General features: G+C 71.2%; 23 protein-coding genes. 17 read left to right on the forward strand and 6 right to left on the reverse strand.

The window, feature by feature from the left end:
• Positions 1-6 precede the first annotated feature (6 nt).
• From ABD250_RS08805 to ABD250_RS08830, 6 genes are all read left to right on the forward strand, one after another.
• Positions 7-705 carry a cell division protein SepF gene (locus ABD250_RS08805; RefSeq protein WP_179525072.1) on the forward strand — a complete coding sequence of 233 codons (699 nt, stop codon included), beginning with the start codon at positions 7-9 and terminating at the stop codon, positions 703-705.
• A 71-nt stretch (positions 706-776) separates the two neighbouring features.
• Positions 777-1,076 carry a YggT family protein gene (locus ABD250_RS08810; RefSeq protein ID WP_179525073.1) on the forward strand — a complete coding sequence of 100 codons (300 nt, stop codon included), beginning with the start codon at positions 777-779 and terminating at the stop codon, positions 1,074-1,076.
• Positions 1,077-1,231: 155 nt separating this feature from the next.
• The gene (gene wag31 / locus ABD250_RS08815; protein WP_179525074.1) at positions 1,232-2,140 is read left to right on the forward strand and encodes a DivIVA-like cell division protein Wag31; all 909 of its coding nucleotides are present in this window, start codon (positions 1,232-1,234) and stop codon (positions 2,138-2,140) included.
• A gap of 125 nt (positions 2,141-2,265) precedes the next feature.
• Entirely contained in the window at positions 2,266-2,487 is a 222-nt protein-coding gene (locus ABD250_RS08820; protein ID WP_182618041.1) for a hypothetical protein, read from the forward strand.
• Positions 2,488-2,769: 282 nt separating this feature from the next.
• Positions 2,770-5,949, forward strand: coding sequence for an isoleucine--tRNA ligase (ileS, locus tag ABD250_RS08825; protein WP_182658320.1), 3,180 nt, complete (start codon positions 2,770-2,772; stop codon positions 5,947-5,949).
• 33 nt (positions 5,950-5,982) lie between these two features.
• On the forward strand, positions 5,983-7,431 hold the full coding sequence (locus tag ABD250_RS08830) for a DNA polymerase IV (RefSeq protein ID WP_259845779.1): 1,449 nt from the start codon (positions 5,983-5,985) through the stop codon (positions 7,429-7,431).
• A gap of 16 nt (positions 7,432-7,447) precedes the next feature.
• On the opposite strand, the gene ABD250_RS08835 is transcribed toward ABD250_RS08830, so the two are convergent.
• Positions 7,448-8,461 (reverse strand): asparaginase, encoded by a 1,014-nt coding sequence (locus ABD250_RS08835; protein WP_259845772.1) that lies wholly within the window; start codon positions 8,459-8,461, stop codon positions 7,448-7,450.
• A gap of 131 nt (positions 8,462-8,592) precedes the next feature.
• Here ABD250_RS08835 and ABD250_RS08840 point away from each other — a divergent pair, with 131 nt between their 5' ends.
• On the forward strand, positions 8,593-9,087 hold the full coding sequence (locus ABD250_RS08840; protein ID WP_179525078.1) for a WKL family lipoprotein: 495 nt from the start codon (positions 8,593-8,595) through the stop codon (positions 9,085-9,087).
• A gap of 22 nt (positions 9,088-9,109) precedes the next feature.
• Here the strand turns inward: ABD250_RS08840 and ABD250_RS08845 are convergent, their stop codons facing one another.
• On the reverse strand, positions 9,110-10,108 hold the full coding sequence (locus ABD250_RS08845) for a hypothetical protein (RefSeq protein ID WP_182658846.1): 999 nt from the start codon (positions 10,106-10,108) through the stop codon (positions 9,110-9,112).
• A 71-nt stretch (positions 10,109-10,179) separates the two neighbouring features.
• Between ABD250_RS08845 and lspA the strand changes: the two genes are divergently transcribed.
• The 6 genes from lspA to ilvA are packed head-to-tail and all read left to right on the forward strand — an operon-like array spanning position 10,180 to position 18,376.
• Positions 10,180-10,806, forward strand: a complete 627-nt coding sequence (gene lspA, locus ABD250_RS08850; RefSeq protein ID WP_182658845.1) for a signal peptidase II — start codon at positions 10,180-10,182, stop codon at positions 10,804-10,806.
• Complete coding sequence (locus ABD250_RS08855) at positions 10,799-11,725, forward strand: RluA family pseudouridine synthase (RefSeq protein ID WP_182658847.1); 927 nt, start codon at positions 10,799-10,801, stop codon at positions 11,723-11,725. The genes lspA and ABD250_RS08855 overlap by 8 nt, the downstream gene beginning before the upstream one ends.
• A complete protein-coding gene (locus ABD250_RS08860; RefSeq protein WP_259845768.1) occupies positions 11,722-12,498 on the forward strand; it encodes a hypothetical protein in 777 nt (258 codons plus the stop codon). Before ABD250_RS08855 ends, ABD250_RS08860 begins: the two co-directional genes overlap by 4 nt.
• Before the next feature lie 25 nt (positions 12,499-12,523).
• Positions 12,524-13,462: an EamA family transporter RarD gene (rarD, locus tag ABD250_RS08865; RefSeq protein WP_182658271.1), complete on the forward strand. Its 939-nt coding sequence runs from the start codon at positions 12,524-12,526 to the stop codon at positions 13,460-13,462.
• 42 nt (positions 13,463-13,504) lie between these two features.
• The gene (dnaE, locus tag ABD250_RS08870; protein WP_182658272.1) at positions 13,505-17,059 is read left to right on the forward strand and encodes a DNA polymerase III subunit alpha; all 3,555 of its coding nucleotides are present in this window, start codon (positions 13,505-13,507) and stop codon (positions 17,057-17,059) included.
• Positions 17,060-17,101: 42 nt separating this feature from the next.
• A complete protein-coding gene (gene ilvA / locus ABD250_RS08875) occupies positions 17,102-18,376 on the forward strand; it encodes a threonine ammonia-lyase IlvA (protein ID WP_179525083.1) in 1,275 nt (424 codons plus the stop codon).
• Between the two features lie 7 nt (positions 18,377-18,383).
• On the opposite strand, the gene treZ is transcribed toward ilvA, so the two are convergent.
• Positions 18,384-20,162: a malto-oligosyltrehalose trehalohydrolase gene (treZ, locus tag ABD250_RS08880; protein ID WP_182658273.1), complete on the reverse strand. Its 1,779-nt coding sequence runs from the start codon at positions 20,160-20,162 to the stop codon at positions 18,384-18,386.
• Between the two features lie 50 nt (positions 20,163-20,212).
• On the opposite strand from treZ, the gene ABD250_RS08885 reads away from it, so the two are divergent.
• Entirely contained in the window at positions 20,213-20,890 is a 678-nt protein-coding gene (locus tag ABD250_RS08885; protein ID WP_182658274.1) for an IMPACT family protein, read from the forward strand.
• Between the two features lie 4 nt (positions 20,891-20,894).
• Positions 20,895-21,131: a hypothetical protein gene (locus tag ABD250_RS08890; RefSeq protein ID WP_179525086.1), complete on the forward strand. Its 237-nt coding sequence runs from the start codon at positions 20,895-20,897 to the stop codon at positions 21,129-21,131.
• Between the two features lie 30 nt (positions 21,132-21,161).
• Here ABD250_RS08890 and ABD250_RS08895 read toward each other — a convergent pair whose 3' ends face one another.
• Complete coding sequence (locus tag ABD250_RS08895; RefSeq protein ID WP_179525087.1) at positions 21,162-21,836, reverse strand: nitroreductase; 675 nt, start codon at positions 21,834-21,836, stop codon at positions 21,162-21,164.
• A 124-nt stretch (positions 21,837-21,960) separates the two neighbouring features.
• The gene (locus tag ABD250_RS08900; protein WP_182658275.1) at positions 21,961-22,416 is read right to left on the reverse strand and encodes a VOC family protein; all 456 of its coding nucleotides are present in this window, start codon (positions 22,414-22,416) and stop codon (positions 21,961-21,963) included.
• Positions 22,417-22,550: 134 nt separating this feature from the next.
• Between ABD250_RS08900 and ABD250_RS08905 the strand changes: the two genes are divergently transcribed.
• Both ABD250_RS08905 and ABD250_RS08910 read left to right on the forward strand, forming a co-directional pair.
• On the forward strand, positions 22,551-23,201 hold the full coding sequence (locus tag ABD250_RS08905) for a helix-turn-helix transcriptional regulator (RefSeq protein ID WP_182658276.1): 651 nt from the start codon (positions 22,551-22,553) through the stop codon (positions 23,199-23,201).
• Between the two features lie 28 nt (positions 23,202-23,229).
• Positions 23,230-23,595, forward strand: a complete 366-nt coding sequence (locus ABD250_RS08910; protein WP_179525090.1) for an RNA-binding S4 domain-containing protein — start codon at positions 23,230-23,232, stop codon at positions 23,593-23,595.
• A gap of 6 nt (positions 23,596-23,601) precedes the next feature.
• Here the strand turns inward: ABD250_RS08910 and treY are convergent, their stop codons facing one another.
• Positions 23,602-26,064 (reverse strand): malto-oligosyltrehalose synthase, encoded by a 2,463-nt coding sequence (gene treY, locus ABD250_RS08915; protein WP_182658277.1) that lies wholly within the window; start codon positions 26,062-26,064, stop codon positions 23,602-23,604.
• Between the last annotated feature and the right edge of the window lie 2 nt (positions 26,065-26,066).

Consider the following 26,066-nt stretch of genomic DNA (forward strand, 5'->3'; position numbering starts at 1 on the left):
CGGAAGATGAGCGCAATCGCCCGGTTCAAGGAGTACTTCGGAATGGCGCCCGTCGCGGCGTACGAGGACGAGTACCTGGACGACTACGACCGACCGGTCCACCATGACATCCGCGGCTCCCGTGCGCTGCACGACGCCGACGACCTCGGCCCCGTCGCACGTGATCGCCGCGAGGACTACGGGTACGCGGCCGACCGCTACGGCGACGACGCGGCCCCCCGGACCCGACTCGCGGACCTCGATCCCGTCGAGGACCACGTCGCGGACCGCCGACAGCGCAGTGGTCTCGACGAGCCCGCCCCGCGCCCACGGCGCTACCACGCCGCCGAGGCCGGTGCCCGGGCCTCCCTGCGCGGCGTGCCCGTCACCCGTGGCGCCGTCGCGCTGGCGCCCGAGGAGGACTTCGTCGAGGACGGTCTGGTGACCCTGCCCGAGACCGTGGTGGAGCGTCCGCGGGGATTCGGTGACGGCAAGAGCCTCGGCGAACACTTCCGCGCCGGACGCGCCGTGGTGCTCGATCTGTCCACCATGGCCTCCGGCGACGCCCGCCGGATGGTCGACTTCGCCGCCGGCCTGGTCTTCGGACTCGACGGCCGCATGGAGAAGGTCACCGACCGCGAGCGCACCTTCCTCCTGCAGCCCGCCGGGATGGACCTCACCGAGGCCGAGGTCCGCGACGCCGTCAACGGCGCGTTCCGTCGCTGACCCCCGGGTGCCCACCCCGCCTGACCGGGTGCCGGCGGCGCGGCGCCGGCCACTGCCAGTAGGGTTATGTCGTGCGTGAAATCCTGCTGGTCCTTTACATCATCACCCAGGTCTTCTGGTACCTGCTGCTCGCCAGGATCGTCGTGGAGATGATCGCCTCCTTCTCCCGCGGCTGGAATCCCCGTGGCTTCCTGGCGGTGATCCTCGAGTGGCTGTTCACCATCACCGACCCGCCGGTCAAGGCGCTGCGCAAGGTCATCAAGCCCGTGCGGCTCGGCCAGGTCTCGCTGGACCTGTCGGTCCTCGTCCTCTTCGTGATCATCATCGTGATCCAGCTGATCCTGCGGATCCTCATGACCAGCGTCGCGTGAGCCGGGCTGCCGGCCGTGGGTGACGCCCGCGGCGGGCCGCAGGTGACGCGCGGGCCGAATGTGACTAGATTGGCACGCGTTAAGGTAGTAATGATGTCGTGGGTCCGGTTCGAGAACGCCGGGCCGGCACCCGAGACGACCACGAGGGGTATCCCATGCGCTTGACTCCAGCCGATGTGCACAACGTCGCGTTCTCAAAGCCGCCGATCGGTAAGCGGGGCTACAACGAGGACGAGGTCGACCAGTTTCTCGACCTGGTCGAGGAGGAGCTCGGAAAGCTCGTGGAGGACAACGACGACCTCCGTCAGCGTGTCGAGGAGCTGAACAAGGACCTCGAGAAGGCCCGCAAGGCGGCGGAGAAGTCCGACAAGGCCCCCGGTGACTCCGCGAGCGGTTCGGGTGCCGGCCGCGTCGAGGAGCCCCAGGCCGCCACGCCGGCCGCCGCGCCCCCAGCGCCGACGCCGGCCCCGGCCGCGGCCACCCCGTCGCTCGCGAAGAGCGAGGACAGCGGTGCCGCCAACTCCGACACGCATCTGCGTGCGGCCCGCGTTCTCGCGATGGCGCAGGAGATGGCGGACCGGCTGACCGGGGAGGCCAAGAAGGAGTCCGACGGGCTCATGGCCAAGGCGCGCGGCGAGTCCGATCGGCTGGTCGGCGACGCCAAGACGCAGTCGGAGAAGATGGTCGGCGACGCCCGCAGGGAGGCCGACAAGATCCTCGGCGAGGCCAAGACCAAGTCCGACGGGATCGTCAAGGACGCCCAGTCACGCTCCGAGCAGCAGATCAAGGAAGCCCAGGCCAAGGCGGACGCCCTGCAGGCCGACGCGGAGCGCAAGCACACCGAGATCATGGCCACCATCAACCAGCAGCGTGGCGTGCTCGAGGGCCGGATCGACCAGCTGCGGACCTTCGAGAAGGACTACCGCAGTCGCCTCACCAGCTACCTCGAGAACCAGCTGTCCGAGCTCGGGAAGTCCGGATCGGCTGCCCCGGCCGCCCCGGCGGAGAACGCCGGTGCGCCCGACCAGGGTGCCAAGAAGGACGGCGGCCACCGCGCCGAGTAGTCCTCCCGCGTCGACGCGTCCGGTCCCCGCCCCTGCCCAGGGTGCGGGGACCGACGTATATTCGGGGAGTGGGACCGCCCCGGAACAGGCGCGCCCCACGACACGCACCACGGCAGGAGGAACGCATGCTCGTCGCCGCACTCGGACTGACGATCCTCGGATTCGTCTTCCTCGTCGCCGCCGTCGCCACCGGTCAGATCGGGTGGGCGTGGGCCTGCATCGTGGTCGGCGCCCTCGGCCTGCTGCTGCTGGTCATGGATCTCATCCGCGGGAGATCCGCGCGTGACGGGTCCGGACGGGACCCGTCAGAGGTGGCGGACGCGGCGGACTCCCACGCCGACAGGTAACATCACCCCATGTCCGGCGGTGAGCCGGATGCGCTGCGATCCGGCCATCACCGGGGAGCGCTCGGAAGAACAGCCGGTCCCGTGGAGGGGGCGGCTCAGTAGAACCGAACGGGGGAGCCCGACCGGCCCCCGACCCATGAGTGGGCGTCGCACCGTCGTCGTCAAACGGGGTGGTACCGCGGACGGACGCGCCAGTCGTGTCCGGATCGTCCCCGAGCGCAGGCCTGTCGGCCCCACGGGTACCCACTCGTGCGGGCCCCGTACCGCGAGGAGTCCGCCCGCATGAGCACCGAGCCCACCGCCACGGGTAGCGCCTACCCGATTCTCGACCTCACCGGCGGCACCACGGCACAGTCGCCGTCGTTCCCCGCCCTCGAGGAGACCGTCCTGGCCCGGTGGGACCAGCGCGACACCTTCCGGGAGTCCGTCCGCAGACGGGCGGACGCCGAGGAATACGTCTTCTACGACGGCCCCCCGTTCGCCAACGGCCTACCCCACTACGGGCATCTGCTCACCGGGTACGTCAAGGACGTGATCCCGCGCTACCGCACCATGCGCGGATACCTGGTCGAGCGCCGCTTCGGATGGGACTGTCACGGTCTGCCGGCCGAGCTCGAGGCCGAGAAGCAGCTGGGGATCACCGAGAAGTCGCAGATCCTCGACATGGGTCTGGCCGAGTTCAACTCGGCCTGCGAGAAGTCGGTCCTGCGCTACACCGACGAGTGGGAGGAGTACGTCCACCGTCAGGCCCGTTGGGTGGACTTCGAGAACGACTACAAGACGCTGGACATCGACTTCACCGAGTCCGTCCTGTGGGCGTTCAAGCGGCTCTACGACAAGGGCCTGGTCTACAAGGGTTTCCGCGTGCTGCCGTACTCCTGGTACGAGCAGACGCCCCTGTCCAACCAGGAGACCCGGTTGGATGACGCGTACAAGATGCGTCAGGACCCCGCGGTCACCGTCGGCCTGCCGCTCGAGGCGCCGCAGTCCAGCCCGCTCCACGGCGCCGAGGCGCTGGTCTGGACCACCACCCCCTGGACCCTGCCGTCCAACCTGGCCGCCGCCGTCCACCCCGACATCGACTACTGCGTGGTGCAGGTGAACTCCGGTGAGCTCGCCGGCCGCCGCTTCGTGGTGGCCGAGGCCCGCCGCGGGGTGTATGCGCCCGAGTTCGGCGAGGACGCCGAGGTGGTGGCGACGGCGAAGGGCGCCGACCTGGTGGGTCTGACGTACGTCCCGCCGTTCGACTTCTTCGCCGGCCACCCCGGCGCGCACGTCGTGCTGTCGGCGGACTACGTCACCACCGAGTCGGGCACCGGCATCGTCCACCTCGCGCCGGCCTTCGGTGAGGAGGACAAGGACGCCTGCGACGCGGCCGGTATCGAGTTGGTCATTCCGGTCGGCCCCGACGGCAAGTTCACCGCCGAGGTGCCCCCGTACGCGGGCCAGCTGGTCTTCGACGCCAACGCGCCCATCTCACGCGACCTGCGTGCCGCGGGTCGCCTGATCCGGCACGAGACCATCGAGCACTCCTACCCGCACTCCTGGCGCTCCGGGCAGCCGTTGATCTACATGGCCCTGCCGGCCTGGTTCGTCAAGGTCACCGCGTTCCGGGACCGGATGGTCGAGCTCAATCGCGAACACATCACGTGGATGCCGGAGCACGTGCGCGACGGGCAGTTCGGCAAGTGGCTCGAGGGCGCGCGGGACTGGAACATCAACCGGAACCGGTACTGGGGCGCGCCGATCCCCGTGTGGGAGTCGGACGACCCGGCCTACCCGCGCGTGGACGTCTACGGCTCCCTCGACGAGCTCGAGGCCGACTTCGGGGTGCGGCCCACCGATCTGCACCGTCCGTACATCGACGAGCTGACCCGGCCCAACCCCGACGACCCGACCGGCAGATCCACCATGCGGCGGGTGGCCGACGTGTTCGACTGCTGGTTCGAGTCCGGGTCCATGCCGTTCGCGCAGGTCCACTACCCCTTCGAGAACAAGGAGTGGTTCGAGACCCACAACCCGGGCGACTTCATCGTCGAGTACAACGGTCAGACCCGCGGCTGGTTCTACACGCTGCACGTGCTGGCCACGGCGCTGTTCGACCGTCCCGCGTTCACGCACGTCGCCGCCCACGGGATCGTGCTGGGCAACGACGGGCTCAAGATGAGCAAGTCCAAGGGCAACTACCCGGACGTCAACGAGGTCTTCGCCCGCGACGGCTCCGATGCCATGCGATGGTTCCTCATGAGTTCCCCCATCCTCCGCGGTGGCAATCTCGTGGTGACCGAACAGGGCATCCGCGAGGGTGTGCGTCAGGCCATGCTGCCGCTCTGGAACTCCTACAGCTTCCTGCAGCTGTACGCCGCCGAGCGCGCCACCTGGCGCACGGACTCCCCGCACGTGCTGGACCGGTACATCCTGTCCCGGTTGGCCACGACCCGGGACGCGATGACCGAGGCCCTGGAGACCACGGACATCGCCGCCGCCTGCGACGAACTGCGACAGTTCGCCGACGCCCTGACCAACTGGTACGTGCGCAGGTCGCGCTCCCGGTTCTGGGCGGGGGAGGCCTCCGGTCAGGACTCCCGCGACGCCTTCGACACCCTCTACACGGTGCTGGAGACGACGATGCGGCTCGCCGCCCCGCTCCTCCCGCTCATGTCGGAGGTCGTGTGGACCGGCCTGACCGGGCGGGAGTCGGTCCACCTCGCGGACTGGCCGGCCGCCGACGAGCTCCCGCGCGACGCCGGGTTGGTCGAGGCCATGGAGGCCGTGCGGTCGGTGTGTTCGACCGTCTCCTCCGTGCGCAAGGCCAAGCAGCTGCGCGTGCGCCTGCCCCTGAACTCCCTCACCGTGGCGATGCCCGACGCCGAGAGGCTCGAGCCGTTCACCGGGATCATCGCCGACGAGGTCAACGTGCGCCACGTCCACCTGACGAGCGACGTGGCCGCCCACGGGCGGATGGAGCTGGCCGTCAACGCCCGCGCGGCGGGGCCGCGGTTGGGCAAGCAGGTTCAGGCGTGCATCAAGGCCGCCAAGACGGGGGACTGGTCCGAGGCCGACGGGGTGGTCATCGCCGGTGGGGTCGAACTGCAGGAGGGCGAGTACGAACACCGCCTCGTGGCCGCGGACCCGGAATCGACGGCCGCGCTCCCGGGCGGGGCCGGGCTGGTGGTGCTGGACCTGACCGTCACCGAGGAGCTGGAGGCGGAGGGCTGGGCCAAGGACCGGATCCGTGAGATCCAGGAGGCCCGCCGCGGCGCCGGGTTCGACATCTCCGACCGCATCCGGGTGCGCCTGGAGGTCCCGGCGGCCCGCCGCGACTGGGCCGACCGTCACGCCGGGCTGATCGCCGGCGAGGTCCTCGCCACGGACTTCGCTGTGGTGGACGCGCTGAACCCGGGCGATGGTGAGCCCGCCGAGCTCGCCGAGGGGGTCAGGATGACGCTGGCCCGGGTCTGACCGGGCCGGTCCTGAGCCGAGACGGGAGTCGGCATGGCTGACGGGCAGGACCGCTGGGTCCTGCACGTGGACATGGACGCCTTCTTCGCGTCCTGCGAGCAGCTCACCCGGCCGACCCTGCGGGGTCGGCCGGTGCTCGTGGGAGGGGTGGGGGGCCGCGGTGTGGTCGCGGGGTGCTCGTACGAGGCGCGGGCCCGCGGCGCCCGCTCGGCCATGCCCTCGCACCAGGCCCGGCGGCTCGTGGGCCCCTCGGCCGTGTTCGTCTTCCCCCGGATGGCGGTGTACCGGGCGTTGAGTCGCCGGGTGTTCGAGGTGTTCGCCGAGCACGCGCCGGTGGTCGAGCAGGTGTCGGTGGACGAGGCGTTCCTCGAACCGCCGGAGCTGCGGGGCGCCGACCCCGAGCGGACCCGCCGGTGGGCGCAGGACCTGCGGGCGGCGATTCGTGAGGCCACGGGTCTGCCGGCCTCGGTGGGGGCGGGCGCGGGCAAGCAGTACGCCAAGATCGCCTCCGAGCTGGCCAAGCCGGACGGGGTCGCGGTGGTGCCGCGCCGCGATCACGCCGAGGTCCTGTATCCGCTCCCGGTCCGGAGCCTGTGGGGTGTGGGGCCGGTGGCGGGGGAGCGGCTGTCCCAGTTCGGGATCTCGACCATCGGAGATCTGGCCGCGATGGACGACGACGACGTGGTCCACGCCCTCGGGAGGACCGTGGGGCCGGCGATCGCCCGGATCGCGCGAGGGTACGACGACCGGCCGGTGCACGAGCGGGCGGAAGCCAAGCAGATCAGCGCCGAGAGCACGTTCGCGGCGGATCTCACGACCGCCGGCCAGGTGGCCGTGGCGGTGCGCAGGTCCGCGGAGGGCGCACACCGGCGACTCCTGGGGGACGGCCGCGCGGCCCGGACGGTGACGGTCAAGGTCAAGCGCACGGACTTCACGTCGATCACGCGCTCGTACACCCTGCCGGCGGGCACGACGTCGCTGGAGACCATCGTCGCCGTGGCCCGGTCCCTGGCTCCCGATCCCCTGGACTTCGGCGCGATCCGGCTACTGGGCGTGGGCCTGTCGGGACTCACCGAGATCCACCAGGACGCGCTGTTCGAGCAGGAGTTCCTCCCCGGTGCGCGGCATGTCCCCGCCCACGACGAGTTCGAGGACCTCCCCGACATCGTCGGCGTCGGGACCACCGTCACCACCGACGACGACGAGACCGCGGTCGGGGGAGGGGCGTCATCGGCCGCGGACGACGGACTCCACGCGCCGCCGGCGATCGGGGCGTGGCGTCAGGGGCTGGAGGAGAGATTCCGCACGGGGTCGGACGTGCGTCATCCCGAGTTCGGCCACGGCTGGGTCCAGGGCTCCGGCCACGGCCGGGTGTCGGTCCGGTTCGAGACGGCGGTCACCGGGCCCGGGAGGATGCGGACCTTCGCCGAGGACGACCCCGATCTCGAGCTCGCCGATCCGCTCGACTCGCTCGGGTGGTGATCCCGGCCCGGTCGCCTCAGCTGTAGAGGTGGTACCTGGACCACTGGGTGCGGACCTCGTCGGCGTCGGCGAGCGAGAGCAGCGCGGTGAGCAGGACCCGTGCCTGGGCAGAGCGAAGGTACCCGCAGCTCAACACGCCCCGCCTGGCGAGCTCGGCGCCGCCGCCGGGCCCCGAGTACGTGGGCGTCGCCTCGCCCCGCGGCACGCGCGTCGAGGTCGCCACCACGATGTCCGGGCGCGTCGAGGCCAGGTCCGCGACGGCCTCGGCGACCAGTGGCGGGAGATTGCCGGACCCGGTCCCCTCGAGCACGAGCCCGCGGGCTCCGGCGTCGACGCAGGCCCGCAACGCCACGGCGTCGGACCCGGGCGGGCAGGAGACCACGTCCACCCGGGTGCCGGAGAAACGGGCCCGGCCGGTGAGCGTGGGTCGTTCGAGTTCCGGCGGCAGGCCCTCGACGGGGAGGTCCGGGGCGTTGCGGGCGAAGGCGACGGGCTCCGTGGTGTGCCACTTGCGCACCCCCCGGGCCTGGAGGATCGCCCGTCCCAGCACCACCAGGACACCGAGGCCGCGGGAGACCGGGTCGGCCGCGAGCAGCACCGCGTCGAGGAGGTTCGCGGGGCCGTCGGATTCGGGGTGGTCGGCGGGCAGCTGGGCACCGGTCACCGCCACCGGGCGGGGATCGGTGTGGTGCAGGTCCAGCGCCATGACCGACTCCTCCAGGGTGTCCGTCCCGTGGGCCACCACCACGCCGGTCACGCCCGGATCGGCGAGGGCGCCGGTGACCGCGTCGACCAGGCGGTCCCACTCCGCGGGGCCGAAGGTGGACGAGTCGGCGTCCAGCACGGCCCGCGCGCTCACGCGTATGGAGGCGGGCAACACGGCCCGGAGCCCGTCCAGCATGGCCCGTGTGGCGACGTCCGAGTCGCCCGCCACCACCACCCCTCCCGGCACCGTGGAGGCGGTGATCGTGCCGCCGGTGGTGCAGATCACGACGTGGGGGGTATCGGTGCTGGTCTCGACGCTGGTCACCCGGTCCACAGTGGTGGGCTCGGGACCGGTCGTCAACCACCCGGGCCGTGGTCGGTGGAACAATGGCGCACCGGTACCCGTTGGGCCGGTGAACGGCCCGACAGCTGCACATCACGACGAAAGGACCATGCGTGAGTCTTCGACGGACCATCGCCGCAGTCTCCCTGTCCGCCTTCGCCCTGGGCGGACTCGCCGCGTGCGGCGGGGACGACGACGGAGGGCGCGAGACGGCACCGGCGCCCACGGCCACCGAGCAGGAGGTCGCCGCCGTGCCCACCGCCGAGGAGCTGACCCAGCTGCTCGCCCGGGCCTCCGACCCGGCGGTGCCGCTGGAGGAGAAGGTCGACCTGGTCGAGGGCGGCGCCGAGGCGCCCGAGCTCTTCGACCAGATCGCCGCCCTCAAGGCCGAGCAGGGCGCCGACGTGACCATCACGGGTGCCGCCGAGGGCGACATCCCCGGCACGCTCATCGCCAACGCGGTGATCATGCAGCCCGGCCAGGAGGACATCAACGTCCAGGCGCAGTTCATCCAGCAGGGTGGCCAGTGGCAGCTGCAGCAGTCCTTCGCCTGCGCGCTCATCACCAACGCCGGGCTCGAGCCGCCGGCGACCTGCCAGGTCGCGTGATCTCCCCGGGTGTCGCCGGGTCCTAGCCCGCGCGGCGGAAGTCCAGCACCGAGTCCTCCTCGTAGGTCGTGCGTCGGCCCGAATCCGGGTCCACGTACACGGCCCGCGTCGAGGACTCGGTCGTTCCGTCCACGGGCACCGGCGCCCGGAGGTCCACCGTCAGCTCTCCCGACCCCGTGACCTCGTACGCCTCGACCTCCAGCGTGACGCCCGGGCCTCCGTCGGGCGCCGGGGCGTCCAGGGTCGCGGCGGTGTCGGGCGCCCCGACCTCCACGGTCACGGTCGCCACGTCGCCGTCGAGGGCGGTCAGCTCGTAGGTGACGGCCCGCTCCGGCGCCACCGCGTCGTCGACGGCCCGGGTGACGGTCCATCGGGCCCCCACACCGATCGCCTCCGTCGGCCACGCGACGGTCGCGTCGGACACGGCGTTGGCCGTGATCTCCACCCCCGCCCGCGCGGCATCCGTCGCGGTGGCGGGGGCCTCCAGCGAGAGTCCGCGGACGATGCCGTCCGCACTGCGGGTCCAGGTGACCGCGAAGCCGGGTGCGGTGGCGAACTGGGCCGAGCGGAGCTCGTCCACGGACGTGAAGTCCAGAGCCGTGACGGTGGCCCGTTGGGCGCCGTCGACATCCGGTTCCGACTCTCCCTCGACGGTCAACGTCTGCTCGGGGGTCTCGTCGATCCTCGGCTCCGAGCCCGGCACGGTCGTGCGAGACGTCGCGGACCTGGTGACGGCGACGGTCACGGGCTCACGCGAGGGGGCGTAGGCCAACACCCTCAGGTCCCCGGAGCCCTCGTCGAGGAGCTCGACCGTCGGGGCGGGGCCGGGGTCCACCTCCACCGCCGGCTCCAGGCCCTGGTCCTCCTGCGCGCTGACCGCCGCGTCCCCGGGGGAGTCCCCGCCGTCCGAGCACGCGGCCGTGGAGGCCACGAGCGCAGCGGCCAGCGCGGTGACGAGGAGTCGGCGACCGCCTCGCGTGGGTCGGGAAGGGCCGGAGGCACGGGGTGTTCGGGGGTTCACGACCCCCGATCCTAGAGGGTCCACCCACCGGGCCACCCGGCCCCGCCGGGGGATCAGGGATACTGGACCGCATGACGGAGACCAACGGGACGCGGTCCGACGCCACGGGGACGACGCCCGGCGGTGCCGGTGCCGGCTATTTCAGGGCGGGGCCGGTGGTCATGCTGATGATCGCCGCGGTGATCGTGACGGCGGACCAGGTGACCAAGGCCCTTGCGGTGTGGGGACTCGAGGGACAGGACCCGATCCGGATCGTCGGCGACACCGTACGACTGCTCCTCCTGCGCAACCCCGGGGCGGCCTTCTCGATGGGGACCGACTCGACCGTCGTCCTGAGCATCGTGGCGACACTGGTCGTGCTGGGATTGCTGTGGTTCTCGCGCCGGGTCCACTCGCGGTGGTGGGCGTGGGGACTCGGGTTGATCCTGGGTGGTGCCGCCGGGAATCTCGTCGACCGGTACATCCGCTCGCCCGGGGTGCTGCGCGGACACGTGGTGGACTTCGTCTCGGTCGGGTGGTGGCCGGTGTTCAACGTGGCCGACTCGAGTCTGGTCGTCGGCGTGATCGTGGTGGCCGTCGCCGTGTTCAGGGGCGTGGAGTTCGACGGCTCGCGTGGGTTGGTGGCGGAGGACTCCGCCGCGACGGAGCGTCGTGACGGCGGGGACGGCGGCGACACCGTGGGCGGAACGCATGGGTGAGCTGCGCACCTTCCCCGTCCCGGACGGTCTCGACGGGATGCGGGTGGATGCGGGCGTCTCCCGCCTGCTCGGGATCTCCCGGACCGCGGTCGCCGACCTCGCCGGCGAGGGCAAGGTGCTGATCGACGGCCGGGCCGTGGGCAAGTCCGACAAGCTCACCGGGATGTCGTGGATCGAGGTCGAGATGCCCGACCCGCGGGCCGAACCGGCGGTGGTCGCCGAGCCGGTGGAGGGGATGTCGGTCATCTACTCCGACGCCGACCTCGTCGTCGTCGACAAACCCGTCGGCGTGGCCGCCCACCCCTCCGTGGGCTGGACCGGCCCCACCGTGATCGGGGGGCTGGCGGCCGCCGGGTACCGCATCTCCACCTCGGGGCCGTCGGAGCGCAAGGGGATCGTCCACCGCCTCGACGTGGGCACCTCCGGCCTGATGGTGGTCGCGGCCTCCGAGCGCGCGTACACGCTCCTCAAGCGGGCGTTCCGCGACCGCACGGTCGACAAGACCTACCACGCGCTGGTCCAGGGACACCCCGATCCGCTGTCCGGGACCATCGACGCCCCCATCGGCCGCCACACCTCCAACGACTGGCGGTTCGCGGTCACCTCCGACGGCAAGCACTCGATCACCCACTACGACACGCTCGAGGCGCACCAGGCCGCGACGCTGGTCGAGGTGAAGCTGGAGACCGGGCGCACCCACCAGATCCGGGTGCACTTCTCCGCCCTGCACCACCCGTGCGCGGGGGACCTGACCTACGGCGCCGATCCGGTGCTGGCGAGGCGGCTCGGGTTGGAGCGGCAGTGGCTCCACGCGGTGGGGCTCGGGTTCGACCACCCGGGCACCGGTGAGCGCGTGGACTTCGCGAGCTCGTACCCCGATGACCTCCAGCACGCGCTGGACGCCCTCCGCGCGGCGTGAGCAGGCCCCGGGGCACCGGTCGGACGACCCCCCGATCGGCCGGCCTGCGGGTCCTCAGGATCGCGGGTGTCGGGGTGGTGATCGTCCTGGCGTTGGTCGCCGTCCTCACCGCGCTGCGCACCGAGCTCCCGCGCAGCCCCGGGGTGATGAGCGACGCGCTGGGCCCCGAGAACGGCGAGGTGGTCGACGACTACCTGGCGCGTGCCGCGAGCTCCCTGGGTGACGACGACGAGGACCCCGCCACCGGAGCAGACGACCACCGCTGGGCCCTGGTGTCCGCCGACCGGGCGTGGACCGTGCCCGAGGCGGCCGCCGTGGTCCGGGGGCTGCCGCGCGTCTCGGGGCTCTACGTCCAGGTTCCGGTCGAGGGCGTCGCCATGCCGGTGACCGGGGTGACACTGGCCGAGCCGGTGGCGGGGGAGTCGGGCCGAGAGCCGGTGTTCGACCGCGGCCTCCGCGACGTGGTGGAGCGTCTGGACGGCGACCTCCCCGTCGGCCCCGGGGCCCAGGCCCCACCCGACGCCGACCGCGCGGCCGCGACCGCCGCGCTCACCGTGTCGAGGATCCGATCCGGGGCACCGGCGATCATCGGTCTGCTCGCCCGGGGCACGCCGGCGCAGCTCCGGTCCGTGGCCGGTCAGCCGTGGGTGCGGGCGGTCGAGGCACTGCCCGCAGACGCCGTGTGGGAGCGCTTCGCCGTCCGCCCGCTCCAGCCCCAGCAGGTCGACGCCGCGTTCCCCCTCCCCGACGACGCCCCCGTGCCGTCGGCGTGAGCGCGCGGGTGCCGGGGTGGTGCGGATGACCGAGCGGGGAGGGGAGCTCCGCGGGCGGGATCCCGCCGACCGGTCGGTGGCGCTCGGGATGCTCGCCGGGGTCCTGGCGTACACGCTCTGGGGCTTCTTCCCCGCGTTCTTCCCGCTGCTCGAGCCCGCCGGTGCGGTCGAGATCGTGGGCCACCGCATCGTGTGGTCGCTGGTGATCATGGCGCTGGTGCTCACCGTCATGCGACGGTGGCGGGAGCTGTGGGCGCTCGACCGCCTCTCGTGGGCGCGGATCGCCGGCGCCGCCGCGTTCATCACCGTGAACTGGGGTGTGTACGTCCACACGGTCAACTCCGAGCGGGTCACCGAGGCGGCCCTGGGATACACGATCAACCCCCTGGTGAGCGTGCTCCTGGGAGTCGTGGTGTTCCGCGAACGGCTGAACCGTCCCCAGGTGTTCGCGGTGGCCCTCGCCGTCGTCGCGGTGGGGGTTCTCACCGTGGGGTACGGACACTTCCCGTACCTCTCGGTGCTCCTGGCGACGAGTTTCGGCCTGTACGGGGTCTTCAAGAAGAAGCTCCGGGTGGACCCGGTGGTGGGGATGACCGGGGAGGTGCTGCTCATCGCGCCGGTCGCGCTCGCCGTTCTGGTGTGGCTGGGCGCGACCGGCGCGGGCACGTTCACCGGACACGGGGCGGGGCACGCGGCGTTGCTCGCCACCTCGGGCCTGGTGACCGTGGTGCCGTTGCTGTTGTTCGCCGTGGCCGCCCAGCGGATACCCCTGGCCACCGTCGGGATGCTGCAGTACATCATCCCGGTCCTGCAGATGGCCTGGGGGATCCTGGTGGTCGGGGAGCGACTGGACGCCGTCCAGTGGACGGGCTTCGCGTTGATCTGGGTGGCGGTGATCGCGTTCACGCTGGCGGGACGGTCACGCCGCCGGACGCGTGCTGGCGTTTCGGGTCGTGTCGGATAACCGACCTACACTGGGCCGGACAAGCCGTAGGAGGAATGCTGCGTGGGCGGATCCCAGTTCGTGCATCTGCACAATCACACCGAGTTCTCGATGCTCGACGGGATGGCGCAGATCAACCCGATGTTCGCCGAGGCCTCCAGGCTCGGGATGCCCGCGGTGGGCATGACCGACCACGGCAACATGTACGGGTCCTCGGACTTCTACAAGCAGGCCGTCAAGACCGGGATCAAGCCGATCATCGGCATCGAGGCGTACGTCGCACCCGAGTCGAGGTTCAACAAGAAGCGCGTGCTGTGGGGTGAGAAACACCAGAAGGGTGACGACGTCGCGGGTTCGGGTGCCTACACCCACATGACCATGGTCGCCGAGAACGCGACCGGCCTGCGCAACCTGTTCCTGCTGTCCTCGCTGGCCTCCTACGAGGGACAGCTGGGCAAGTGGGCCCGGATGGACGCCGAGATCCTGGCCGAGCACTCCGAGGGGATCATCGCCACCTCCGGGTGCCCCTCCGGCGAGATCCAGACCCGACTGCGCCTGGGCCACCACAAGGAGGCCTACGAGGCGGCCGAGAAGTGGCAGTCGATCTTCGGGAAGGACAACTTCTTCCTGGAGCTCATGGACCACGGGATCGACATCGAGCGGCGGGTCCGTGAGGACCTGCTCAAGCTCGGCAGGGACATGGGCATGCCGCCGCTGGTGACGAACGACTGCCACTACGTCACCCGCGAGCAGTCCCACGCGCACGAGGCGATGCTCTGCGTGCAGACGGGCAAGACCCTCGCCGACGAGAACCGCTTCAAGTTCGACGGCGACGGGTACTTCCTCAAGTCCGCGGCCGAGATGCGTGCCCAGTGGGATACCGAGGTCCCGGGTGGATGCGACAACACGTTGTGGATCGCCGAACGCGTCCAGCCGTACGACGAGATCTGGGCGCCCAAGGACCGGATGCCCAAGTTCCCCGTGCCTGCGGGGGAGACGGAGGACTCCTGGCTCGCCCGCGAGGTCCACAAGGGCCTGCAGTGGCGTTTCCCCGCGGGGGTTCCGCAGGAGTACCTGGACCGCGCGGAGTTCGAGCTCGAGGTGATCAAGGGCAAGGGGTACCCCGGGTACTTCCTCGTGGTCGGTGACCTCATCGAGTACGCCCGCTCCATCGGGATCAAGGTCGGCCCGGGTCGAGGGTCCGCGGCGGGTGCGCTGGTGGCGTACGCGCTCAAGATCACCAATATCGACCCGATCGAGCACGGACTGCTGTTCGAGCGGTTCCTCAACCCGGAGCGCCCGTCCGCGCCCGATATCGATATCGACTTCGACGACCGCCGGCGCGGCGAGATGATCCGCTACGCCAGCGACAAGTGGGGCGCAGACAAGATCGCCCAGGTCATCACGTTCGGCACCATCAAGACCAAGGCCGCCATCAAGGACGCCGCGCGCGTGAACTTCGGCCAGCCCGGGTACGCGATCGCCGACCGGATCACCAAGGCCCTGCCGCCGGCGGTCATGGCCAAGGACATCCCCCTGTCGGGCATCACCGACCCCAAGCACGAGCGGTACGGCGAGGCCTCGGAGGTCCGCCAGCTCATCGAGACCGACCCCGACGTCAAGCGGATCTACGACACGGCCCGCGGACTGGAGGGAATGGTCCGCCAGGCGGGTGTCCACGCGTGCGCGGTGATCATGTCCTCCGAGCCGCTGCTCGACGTGATCCCCATGTGGAAGCGAGCGCAGGACGGGGCCCTGATCACCGGGTGGGACTACCCCTCGTGTGAGGACATCGGCCTGCTCAAGATGGACTTCCTGGGCCTGCGCAACCTCACGGTGATCGGCGACTGCCTGGAGAACATCAAGTCCAACCGTGGCGAGGAGATCGACCTCGACACGCTCAGCACCGATGACCAGGCGACCTACGACCTGCTGGCCAGCGGCGACACCCTCGGCGTGTTCCAGCTGGACTCCGGTGGCATGCGTGAGCTGCTCAAGCGCATGAAGCCGACCGGCTTCAACGACATCGTGGCCGCCCTCGCGCTGTACCGGCCCGGCCCCATGGGGATGGGGACGCACTGGAACTACGCCGACCGCAAGAACGGCAAGCAGGAGCTGGTGCCGATCCACCCGGAGCTGGAGGAGCCGCTCCGGGTGATCCTCGGCGAGACCCACGGTCTGATCGTGTACCAGGAGCAGATCATGGCCATCTCCCGCGAGCTCGCGGGATACACCGCCGGTGAGGCCGACGGCTTCCGCAAGGCCATGGGCAAGAAGAAGGCCGAGGTCCTGGCCGCCGAGTACGAGAAGTTCTCGGGCGGAATGTTCGAACGCGGTTTCTCCAAGGAGGCCGTGGACGCCCTGTGGGGGACCATCGAGCCCTTCGCCTCGTACGCGTTCAACAAGTCCCATGCGGCCGGCTACGGGCTGGTGTCCTTCTGGACCGGCTACCTCAAGGCCAACTATCCGGCGGAGTACATGGCCGCCCTGCTCACCTCCGTGGGTGACGACAAGGACAAGGCCGCGCTGTACCTGTCCAACTGCCGGCAGATGGGGATCCGGGTCCTGCCGCCGTCCGTCAACGAGTCGCTCACCAACTTCGCCTCGGTGGGCACGGACATCCGGTTCGGTATGGGTGCGGTCCGCAACGTCGGTTCGCACGTCGTGGACTCCGTCGTGGCCGCCCGTACGGAGAAGGGGGCGTTCACCGACTTCTCCGACTACCTGGCCAAGATCGACCAGACCGCGTGCACCAAGAAGGTCACGGAATCGCTGATCAAGGCCGGCGCGTTCGACTCCCTGGGGCACCCCCGCAAGGGACTGTTCCTGGTCCACGCCGACGCCGTCGAGTCGGTGATGTCCACCAAGAAGGCCGAGGCGGTGGGCCAGTTCGACCTCTTCGGCGGGGCGGACACGGACGAGACGGGAGGCGCCTCCGCCTTCAGCGACGTCTTCGCGGTCCGCGTGCCCGACGAGGAATGGGAGATCAAGCAGAAGCTGGCGCTCGAGCGGGAGATGCTCGGTCTGTACGTCTCGGGCCACCCGCTCGACGGGTTGGAGTCCGCGCTCGCCGCCAAGACCGACACGTCGATCGCCACCATCCACGAGGGCGAGCTCGCGCACGGCACCGCGGTGACCATCGGCGGGATCATCTCCGGTGTGGACCGGCGGGTCAACAAGAACGGCGAACCGTGGGCGATCGTGACCATCGAGGACTTCAACGGGAGCGTCGAGGTGCTCTTCTTCCCCAAGACGTACCGGCTCGCGGCGCTGGACATCGCCGAGGACGCGGTCGTCCTGGTCAAGGCGCGCATCAACATCCGCGAGGACCGGGTGTCGGTGTTCGGCGACACCCTCGAGGTGCCGGACCTGGTCGTGGGCGGCAACGGCGCCCCGCTGGCGCTGACCCTGCCCACCCGGATGTGCACCATCGAGACCGTCACCGCCCTCAAACAGGTGCTCGGCCGACACCCCGGACCCTCCGACGTCCACCTGCGGCTGGTCAACGGGAACTCCTCGACGGTGTTGCGACTGGACGACCATCTGCGGGTGGAGACGTCCTCCTCGCTCATGGGGGATCTCAAGGCGCTGCTCGGGCCGGGTTGTCTCACCGGATGACCAGTTGGCGGTGACGGACCGCACGGTGGGACACTGGTCGTCGTGACCGTCACCGACTCCGCCGCGACCCAGGTAGTGACCCCAGACGACATCGACATCGCCGCCCGCCGCATCGGCGACGTGATCCTCGCGAGCGAACTGCACCAGAGCGAGCGGTTGAGCGAGCAGACCGGCGCGACCATCCTGCTCAAGCGCGAGGACCAGCAGGCCGTCCGGTCGTACAAGATCCGTGGCGCCTACAACCTGATGTCGCAGCTGACCGGCGACGAGCGCAGCGCGGGCGTGGTGACGGCGAGTGCGGGCAACCACGCCCAGGGCGTCGCCTTCGCCTGCCGCAGCCTCGGGATCAACGGCCGCATCTACGTCCCCACCAACACCCCCAAGCAGAAGCGGGACCGCATCCTCGCCCACGGACGCAACTGGGTGGAGCTGGTGGTCACCGGCGTCAACTTCGACGCGGCCCAGACCGCCGCCCGCGCGGACGCCGAGCGGACCGGTGCCACGATGGTCCCGCCGTTCGACCACCCGGACACCATGGCCGGTCAGGGAACCATCGCGGCGGAGATCCTGGCGCAGCTCGACCGGGTCCCCGATGCGGTGGTGGTGCCGGTCGGCGGCGGCGGTCTGGTGGGCGGGCTCGCCACCTACCTGGCGGAGTACGCGCCCGACTGCAAGATCATCGCGGTGGAACCCGCGGGAGCGCCCTCTCTGACCCGGGCTCTCGAGGCGGGCGAGCCCGTCACCCTCGACACCGTGGACACCTTCGTCGACGGTGCGTCGGTGGCACGGCTCGGGGATTTCCCGTTCGGGGTGATCTCGTCGATGACCGAGCGGATCCAGGTCCTCACCGTGGACGAGGGTGCGGTGTGTACGGCGATGCTGGAGCTGTACCAGAACGAGGGGATCATCTCCGAGCCCGCCGGCGCGCTGGCGGTCACCGCACTCGAGCAGCTCGAGATCGACGAGGGCGCGACGGTCGTCTGCATCATCTCGGGCGGTAACAACGACGTCTCGCGGTACAGCGAGATCATCGAACGCTCGTTGGTGCACCAGGGGCTGAAGCACTACTTCCTGGTCAAGTTCCCCCAGGAGCCCGGCCAACTGCGTCGATTCCTCGACGAGGTGCTGGGTCCGGAGGACGACATCACGCAGTTCGAGTACCTCAAGCGCAACAACCGCGAGTACGGGGCCGCCCTCGTGGGTATCGAACTCGGCTCCGCCACGGGCCTGCACTCCCTGCTCGAGCGGATGGAGGCCTCCCGGATCGACTGTGAGCGGCTCGAGCCCGGCACCGCGGCGTACGAGTACCTGACCTGAGGCCCGTCTACCCGGTGTCCGGGCGGGTGCGCACCACCGCGAACCCGAACGCCTGACAGAAGACCGAGTCCTCGTCGACCACCGCCCCCGAGGCCAGCACCGCCTCGCCGGCCACCGGGACCCTGCTCGGCTCGGTTCCCAGGTTCACCACCAGGGCGAGCGATCCGCGGTGGACGATCAGCCAGCGGCCGTCGTCGGCCTCGACCCCGCACCGCACGCGGACCGACCCGAGCCACGGATCGGTCAGCTCGGGCTCGGCCCGCCGGAGGGCGATGAGTGCGCGGTACCCCCGGAGGATCTCGGCGTGCTGGTCCCGGGTCTGCTCGGACCGGTCCAGCACCGACCGCCGGAACGTCTCCGGGTCCTGGGGGTCGGCCACCGTGGCCGGGTCCCATCCCATCTCGGCGAACTCGCGGGTCCGGCCCCGGCGCACGGCGTCGGCGAGCTCGGGCTCGGGGTGCGAGGTGAAGAAGCAGAACGGGGTACGCGCGCCCCATTCCTCGCCCTGGAACAGCATCGGCGTGAAGGGGGAGCACAGGACGATCGCGGCCTTGGCCAGCTGCTGCGCGGGTGAGAGGTTCACGGAGGGCCGGTCACCCGCGGCGCGGTTGCCCACCTGGTCGTGGGTGAGCGTGTACGCCACGAACCGGCTGCCCGGGACCCGTCCGACATCCAGCGGGCGGCCGTGGACCCGCCCCCGGAACGCCGACCACGTCCCGGCGTGGAGGAACGCCCCGGTGAGGACCTGCCGGAGTGACTCGAGTGACCCGAAGTCCGAGTAGTAGCCCTGGCGTTCACCGGAGACCGCGGCGTGGACCGCGTGGTGCACGTCGTCGTCCCACTGTCCGGTGAGGCCCAGTCCGCCGCCCTCTCTCGCGGTGACCAACCGGGGGTCGTTCTGGTCCGACTCCGCGATCAGCGACAACGGTAGCCCGAGGTGGGCGGAGAGGGACTCGACCTCCACCGCCAGCTGCTCGAGCAGGTGCACGGCCGAGGCGTCGTGCAGGGCGTGGACCGCGTCCAGGCGCAGGGCGTCCACGTGGAACTCGTCGAACCAGCGCAGGGCGTTGTCGATGATGTACCGGCGCACCTCGCCCGAGTGGCGGCCGTCGAGGTTGAGCCCCGATCCCCACGGCCCGTCGGCGGCGGACAGGTACGGGCCGAACTCGGGCAGGTAGTTCCCCGACGGCCCGAGGTGGTTGTAGACCACGTCAAGACACACTCCCAGTCCGCGGGCGTGGCAGGCGTCCACGAACTGCTGGAACGCGTCCGGTCCTCCGTACGGCTCGTGCACGGCGAACCACGCCACCCCGTCGTAACCCCAGCCGTACTCGCCGTTGAACGCGTTGACGGGCATCACCTCGACCATGTCCACGCCCAGCTCCACCAGGTCGTCGAGGTACTCGATCGCGCTGGTCAGGGTGCCACCGGGGGAGAAGGTTCCCACGTGCATCTCATACAGGAGTGACCCGGCCAGTTGCCGACCCGTCCAGGCCGAGTCGGTCCAGCGCGTCGCGTCCACCCGGTGCACCCGCGAGAGCCCGTGCACGCCGTCGGGCTGACGCGCCGACCGCGGGTCGGGACGCGCGTCGCTCACCTCGCCGTCGTCGCCCGTCACCACGAACCCGTAGTCCCTGCCCTGCTCGCGGACGACGGTCGAGGCCCACCAGCCGTCGGCGGTGCGGTGCATGGCGATCGGATCGGCGTCGGCGGAGTCCAGGACCAGGCCGACGGCCTCGGCTGTCGGCGCCCAGACGGAGAACGTGTCACTGCTCGGGAAGGTCACACCCCCAGGGTAGGGAAAACCACCGGGGGCGGGGCGGCGATACTGGTCCCATGACCGACCCCGGGACACGTGTGCTCAGGCTGGCCGCCGGCCCGGACGTCACCGGCGAGTACGAGGAGAAGCGCTCGAGGTTCCTCGCCGTGGTGAGGAGGTGCGACGACGAGGAGGCCGCCCGCGACCTGATCGCCGACCTCCGCCGTGCCCATCCGGCCGCGCGCCACCACTGCAGCGCCTTCCTGGTGGACGTGCCGGGGTCGAGCCGGATCGAGCGCTCGAACGACGACGGCGAACCCTCCGGAACCGCCGGCACCCCCATGCTGGAGGTCCTGCGCGGCAGTGGGCTCACCGGGGTGAGCGCGGTGGTCGTGCGGTGGTTCGGCGGCACCCGGTTGGGCACGGGCGGTCTGGTCCGGGCGTACGGTTCCGCGGTGTCGGCCGCCCTCGACCGGGCGTGGCGGACGGGTCGGGTCGTGGAGGTCACGCGGACGCCGGCGTGGCGTGCCGAGGTCGACCACTCGGTGGCGGGAGGCCTCGAGGGAGCAGTCCGCGGGGCGGGTGCGCGGGTGCTCGGCGTGGACCACGGCCGGCGGGTGGTGTTGACCGTCGCCGGGGAGCTCGAGGTGCTGGGGCCGATCCTGGCGACCCGGACCTCCGGTGGGGTCGAGTGGCAACCCGCAGGGGTGGCGACCACCGAGAACGCGGTGCGGTGCCGAGATATGGAATCCTGACGGTATGAGCATGCAGCCCTACCAACCGAACTCGATCGAGGTCCAGAAGCAGCAGGTGCGCAAGGATGCGCGCACCACGGCGATCGCGCTGGGCGTGACCGTGGTGGCGCTGCCGATCGCGTTGTTCGCCAGCTCGTTCTTCACCGTGGTGGCGATCCTCGCCGGGATCGTGGCGATCTACAAAGGCAACCAGGTGCGCCAGGCCATCTCGGGCAAGCCCAAGAATCGCGAACTGTACTGACGGATCCGGATCGACCGTGGGCGTCCCCGGTCAGCCGTGGCGGCGGACCACGTCGGTGAGATCCGCCCGATCGGCCCGGAAGGTGTTGGCGGGGTGCTCGGGGTCGGCGTAGCCGAAGGCGATCCCGCACACGATCAGCCGGTCCTCACCGATCCCGAGGTGCTCGCGGACCCCGTCCGAGTAGAGCGCGAGCGCGGCCTGGGCGCAGGTGGCCACGCCCAGCGAGGACGCCGCCGCGAGGAACGTCGCCACATAGCCACCGCAGTCCACCGCGCCGTAGGTGCCCAGGCCCGCGTCCGAGGTGATCACCGCGACGTGCGGGGCGCCGAAGAACCGGTAGTTCTCCAGCATCTGCGTGAGCCGTGCCTCCTTGTCCGAGCGCTCGATGCCCAGCGCGGTGTAGAGGCCGTACCCGCTGGCCCGCCGCCGTTCGCCGTACACGCCCTCGTAGCGCTCGGGTGCCGGCAGGTCCGAGCGCATCCCGTTGGCCAACACGTACTCCGTGAGGTGCTTGCCGAACTCGGCGGTCGCCTGCCCGGTCACCAGGTCGACCTGCCAGGCCTGAGAGTTGCACCAGGACGCCGTGCGCTGGGCCATCTGCAGGATCCGGTCGATCGTCTCCTCGGGAACGGGGTCGGACGTGAATCCTCGGCAGCTGTAGCGGTCGTCGAGGATCCGCTCGAGCGTGGCGGCGGCGTCGGTCATGGGCCCTCCAGGAGGTCGTGCGGGACTGTGATGTCAGTCTCGCACGGGGGGCACGCGGCCCCCGGCCGGGGCCCGTCCCGAGCCCCGGCCGGATCCTTCGTGCAACCGGGTGACCGCGGTGGGATCAGTCCGCCGGGTTCCCGGCCACGTCCACGCTCCAGGTGACGCCGAACCGGTCCGTCAGCATCCCGAAGCCGGCGCTCCACGCGGACGCCGCGAGGGGCTCGATGACCGTCGCACCCTCGGCGAGTGCGCTCCAGTACCCCTCCGCCTCACCGAGGGAGCTGACGCTGACGGAGTCGAAGAACGGCTGATCGGTCACCGTCATGCCGTTCTGGCGGGTCGTGAGACCACCGAAGGGCTCGTCGCGTCCGGGGATGACGTACGCCATGACGCTGAAGCCGCAGTCCGCGGTGACGCGGCCGAAGACCACCTTCCCGGCGTCCGGGGCGTCCTGGGGCATCCCGACCTCGCCATAGGTCGTGATGTGCACCTCGCCGCCGAAGGCGCGCTGGTAGTGCGCGAGCGCCTCCCGTGCGGTGCCGGGCAGGTTGAGATGTGTGGTGGTGGTGACTGACATGGTGACTCCCTCGGGTGGGACCGGATCCGCGGCGATCTGCCGCTCGGCTCCATCGTGTCGGGGCTCGAGGACACAGGGTGTCCTCTTTTCCGGGAGAATAAGACCACCGCGCGCTGGCGACGGTACGACAGGTGATGCCCTCACGACTGCGGCACCGGATCGACGGGATCCGGTTCGACAACTCAGCCCACCCCACCGGAGTCGACTCCACCGGCGTCACCCCCGCCGTCGTGGAGGCCGTCAGCGAGGCGGTGCGGAGGAGGATGACCCTGCGCTTCGGCTACCGCGACCCCGATTCACCGTCCCGGCGGACACAACCGCACGGGGTGGTGGCGCGGAACGGACGCTGGTACCTGGTCGCGTGGGACCTGGACAGGGACGACTGGCGGACGTTCCGGGTGGATCGCATGACCCCACGACTACCCACCGGGCCCGCCTTCGAGGCCAGGGGGATCCCGACCGGCACCGCGACGGGATTCCTCGCGAGCCGGTCGAAGGGGTCCGCCCACGACGACGCGTGGCCGTGCGTCGGGGAGGTCGTGATCGACCTCCCCGTGATTGACGTGGCCCGCTGGGTGCACGACGGCGAGGTCGAGGCGCTGTCGGCGCACTCCACCCGGGTGACGCTCGGGTCGTGGTCCTGGGCCGGCGTGATCGCCGCGGTCGTGCGTTTCGACGCCGGGTTCCGCGTCCTCGGCCCCGACGGACTGCTCCGGGCGGCGCGGGAGCTCGAGACCCGGCTGGCCGCCGCGCGGACACCCCGTGACGGTGTCCCGACCGGTTAGCGACGACCGGTCTCGCTATCCTCGCCCTATGGCAGTGCGGGTGGACGCGTGGACGTGGTCGGTGCGGCTGTTCCCGTCGCGGACCAAGGCGGCGGCCGCCTGCCGCGGCGGGCACGTCAAGGTCAACGGGGAGGCGGTGCCACCGTCGAAGGCCGTCGTGCCCGGAGATCGCGTCCAGGTGACGGGCACGCTCGGTCGGATCCGCGTCCTCGAGGTGGTCCGGACGGTCAACAAACGGGTGGGCGCCCCCGTGGCCGTGACCTGCTACATCGATCACTCGCCACCGCCCCCTCCCAGGGAGGTGCTGGCCTCACAGCCCCGGAGGGAGAGGGGAGCGGGGCGGCCGACCAAGCGAGAGCGACGCGAGACCGACCGCCTCCAGGGCCGCGGGTAGGGCCGGTCAGTCGTCCGAGCGGACGATCAGCACGACCGGCGACACGGCCAGCAGGTCACCGACGTCCACCCGGCCGGAGATCGACGAGCCGTCCGGGCGAACCACCCAGGTGCCCTCCGGGAGCAGGACCTCGGTTCCGCCGAACTCGCCGGCCCCGACCACCGCGGTGCGCCGCCTGGCGATCATGCCGACCGTCGCACGCCCGTCGACGAACCTGGTGAACGCCACCACGTCGGCGGCGGCGGGCCCCCGCACCGGAAGCGGGACGTGCGCGCCGGCCGCCATCGCCGCCGGATGCGCACGCCGGATCCGCAGTGCCTCACGGACCAGCGCGAACTTGGGGTGCCCGCCGCGGGCCACCGCGCCGGACCGCAGGGGCTCGTAGTCCACGAACCGGCGGTTGTCCGGGTCGACCAGCGAGTCCTCCCACACCTCCGTGCCCTGGTAGACGTCGGGGACCCCGGGGGACAGCAGTTGTGTCGCCTTGGCGATCAACGAGTTGTCACGCCCGGCGGGGGCGATGCGGTCGACGAACGGGGTGAGCAACGCGCCGCCCGAGTCGAGCAGGGTGTCGATCCACCGGTGGGCGGCGGACTCGAAGTCCGCGTCCTGATCGGTCCAGGTGGTGTGCACGGCGGCCTCACGTAGGGCCTTGTCGGCGTAGTCGTGCAGCCGGGACCGCAGGTCGTCGGCGGGATCGTCGCGCTCCGGCCACACCCCCACGATCACCTGGAGCAGGAAGTAGCCCGCGTCCTCGGCGGGCGGGGGGAACGTCCGGAACACCTCGGAGACCAGATCCGCCCACTCGTCGGACAGCTGGGAGAGGACCGAGATCCGGGCGCGCACGTCCTCGCCCCGCTTGGTGTCGTGGGTGCTGAGCGCCGTCATGGCCAGGGGGGAGGCGAGCGCGCGTTCGGCCATCGCGAGGTGGAAGGCCTCCACCTGCATGCCCATCCGCCCCGGTGAACCGCCGACCTCGTTGAGCGAGACCAGCCGGCCGAGCCGGTAGAACAGGCGGTCCTCCTCGGCCTTGGCGGTGGCCGCACCGGTCACCTGCGCCAACCGGCTCGAGGCCTCGGCACCACGGGCCAGAGCCCCGGCCACGAGACCCAGCACGGGAGCCAGTTCGGGGCGGTCGCGGTGCAGATCGTCCAGTATCGCGGGCAGGGTCCCGCGGAGGACGGGATAGTCGGCGCGATAGGCGGGCGTGCGCTCGATCACCGAGACCAACGCCTCGCGGAGGAGGGCCTCCTCGTCGTCACCACCCGTCACGACACTCGGCTCCCTGCCGAGGGCGGCCTCACGCCGCACTGCGCGGGTCAGGCGGCCCAGTTCGGGGGCGAGGTCCTCCAGGACGATCTGCCGCTTGAGACGGGCGGACTGATCGTGGACCTGCTCCTCGTCGCCGGGGCCGCCGCAGTACCGGGAGGCCAGCTCGGTCAACCGCGCTTGTCCGCCCCGGTCCACCAGCATCTGGTCGATCAGCCGGAGGGCGTCGTATCCCGTGGTCCCGTCGACGGGCATGGCGGGTTCGAGCACCTCGGCGGGCGCGAGGATCTTCTCCACCAGCAGCCACCGGTCCTCGCCGGCCAGCCCGCGGAGCCGCCGGGTGTAGCCCACGGGATCGGCGAGACCGTCGGGGTGGTCGACCCGGATGCCGTCGACCAGATCCTCCTCGCACCAGCGGGCCACCTCGGCGTGGGTGGCGTCGAAGACCGCCGGGTCCTCCTGGCGCAGCCCGGCCAGCCCGGTCACGGTGAAGAACCGCCGGTAGCCCAGGAGCGGCTCCCGCCAGTGGACCAACCGGTAGTGCTGGCGGTCGTGCACCTGTTGCGCGGTCCCGCCCCCGGTGCCGGGGGCCACCGGGAAGCGATGGTCGTAGAAGTGCAGCTCGGCCTCCGCAGCGTCCGTGTCGGAGGTGTCGGTGTCTGTGGCGGTGTCGGTGGGGGTGACGACGACGAGCTGGTCGACGTCCTCCGGTGAACCCAACACCGGGATCGCTATCCGGCCGTCCGCCCCGTTGGCGGGCTCGGTGTCGAAGTCGAAGTACGTGAAATACGGCGACTCCGGGCCCCGGCGCAACGCGTCCCACCACCAGCGGTTCGCCGCCGGACGGTCCACGCCCAGGTGGTTGGGGACGATGTCCACCACCAGGCCCAGGTCGTGCTCCCGGCAGGCCGCCCGCAGCGACCGCAGTGCGCTGATCCCGCCGAGCTCCGCTGCGACCGTGGTCGGGTCCACCACGTCGTACCCGTGGGTCGATCCGGGGGTGGCCTCGAGGATCGGCGACAGGTACACCGATCCCACGCCGAGGTCGGCGAGGTAGGGGACCAGGGCCTCGACGTCGGCCAGGACGAACCCGCGGCCGTCCGGGTCGGACGCGGGCGTCCGCAGTTGGATGCGGTAGGTGCTCGCCAGGGCCGTACCCCTGCGCAGCGGCCCGGTCCCGGTCAGATCCGCGGCGGCCACGA

It is taken from the genome of Dietzia cercidiphylli, from assembly GCF_039531545.1.
GTDB lineage: Bacteria > Actinomycetota > Actinomycetes > Mycobacteriales > Mycobacteriaceae > Dietzia > Dietzia natronolimnaea.

Bases quoted from the DNA above. Each gene is read 5' to 3' on its own strand.
- ABD250_RS08805 (WP_179525072.1), top strand. From the start codon at position 7: ATGAGCGCAATCGCCCGGTTCAAGGAGTACTTCGGAATGGCGCCCGTC.
- wag31 (WP_179525074.1), top strand. From the start codon at position 1,232: ATGCGCTTGACTCCAGCCGATGTGCACAACGTCGCGTTCTCAAAGCCG.
- ABD250_RS08820 (WP_182618041.1), top strand. From the start codon at position 2,266: ATGCTCGTCGCCGCACTCGGACTGACGATCCTCGGATTCGTCTTCCTC.
- ileS (WP_182658320.1), top strand. From the start codon at position 2,770: ATGAGCACCGAGCCCACCGCCACGGGTAGCGCCTACCCGATTCTCGAC.
- ABD250_RS08830 (WP_259845779.1), top strand. From the start codon at position 5,983: ATGGCTGACGGGCAGGACCGCTGGGTCCTGCACGTGGACATGGACGCC.
- lspA (WP_182658845.1), top strand. From the start codon at position 10,180: ATGACGGAGACCAACGGGACGCGGTCCGACGCCACGGGGACGACGCCC.
- ABD250_RS08855 (WP_182658847.1), top strand. From the start codon at position 10,799: ATGGGTGAGCTGCGCACCTTCCCCGTCCCGGACGGTCTCGACGGGATG.
- rarD (WP_182658271.1), top strand. From the start codon at position 12,524: ATGACCGAGCGGGGAGGGGAGCTCCGCGGGCGGGATCCCGCCGACCGG.
- ABD250_RS08885 (WP_182658274.1), top strand. From the start codon at position 20,213: ATGACCGACCCCGGGACACGTGTGCTCAGGCTGGCCGCCGGCCCGGAC.
- ABD250_RS08890 (WP_179525086.1), top strand. From the start codon at position 20,895: ATGAGCATGCAGCCCTACCAACCGAACTCGATCGAGGTCCAGAAGCAG.
- ABD250_RS08895 (WP_179525087.1), bottom strand. From the start codon at position 21,836: ATGACCGACGCCGCCGCCACGCTCGAGCGGATCCTCGACGACCGCTAC.
- ABD250_RS08900 (WP_182658275.1), bottom strand. From the start codon at position 22,416: ATGTCAGTCACCACCACCACACATCTCAACCTGCCCGGCACCGCACGG.
- ABD250_RS08905 (WP_182658276.1), top strand. From the start codon at position 22,551: ATGCCCTCACGACTGCGGCACCGGATCGACGGGATCCGGTTCGACAAC.
- ABD250_RS08910 (WP_179525090.1), top strand. From the start codon at position 23,230: ATGGCAGTGCGGGTGGACGCGTGGACGTGGTCGGTGCGGCTGTTCCCG.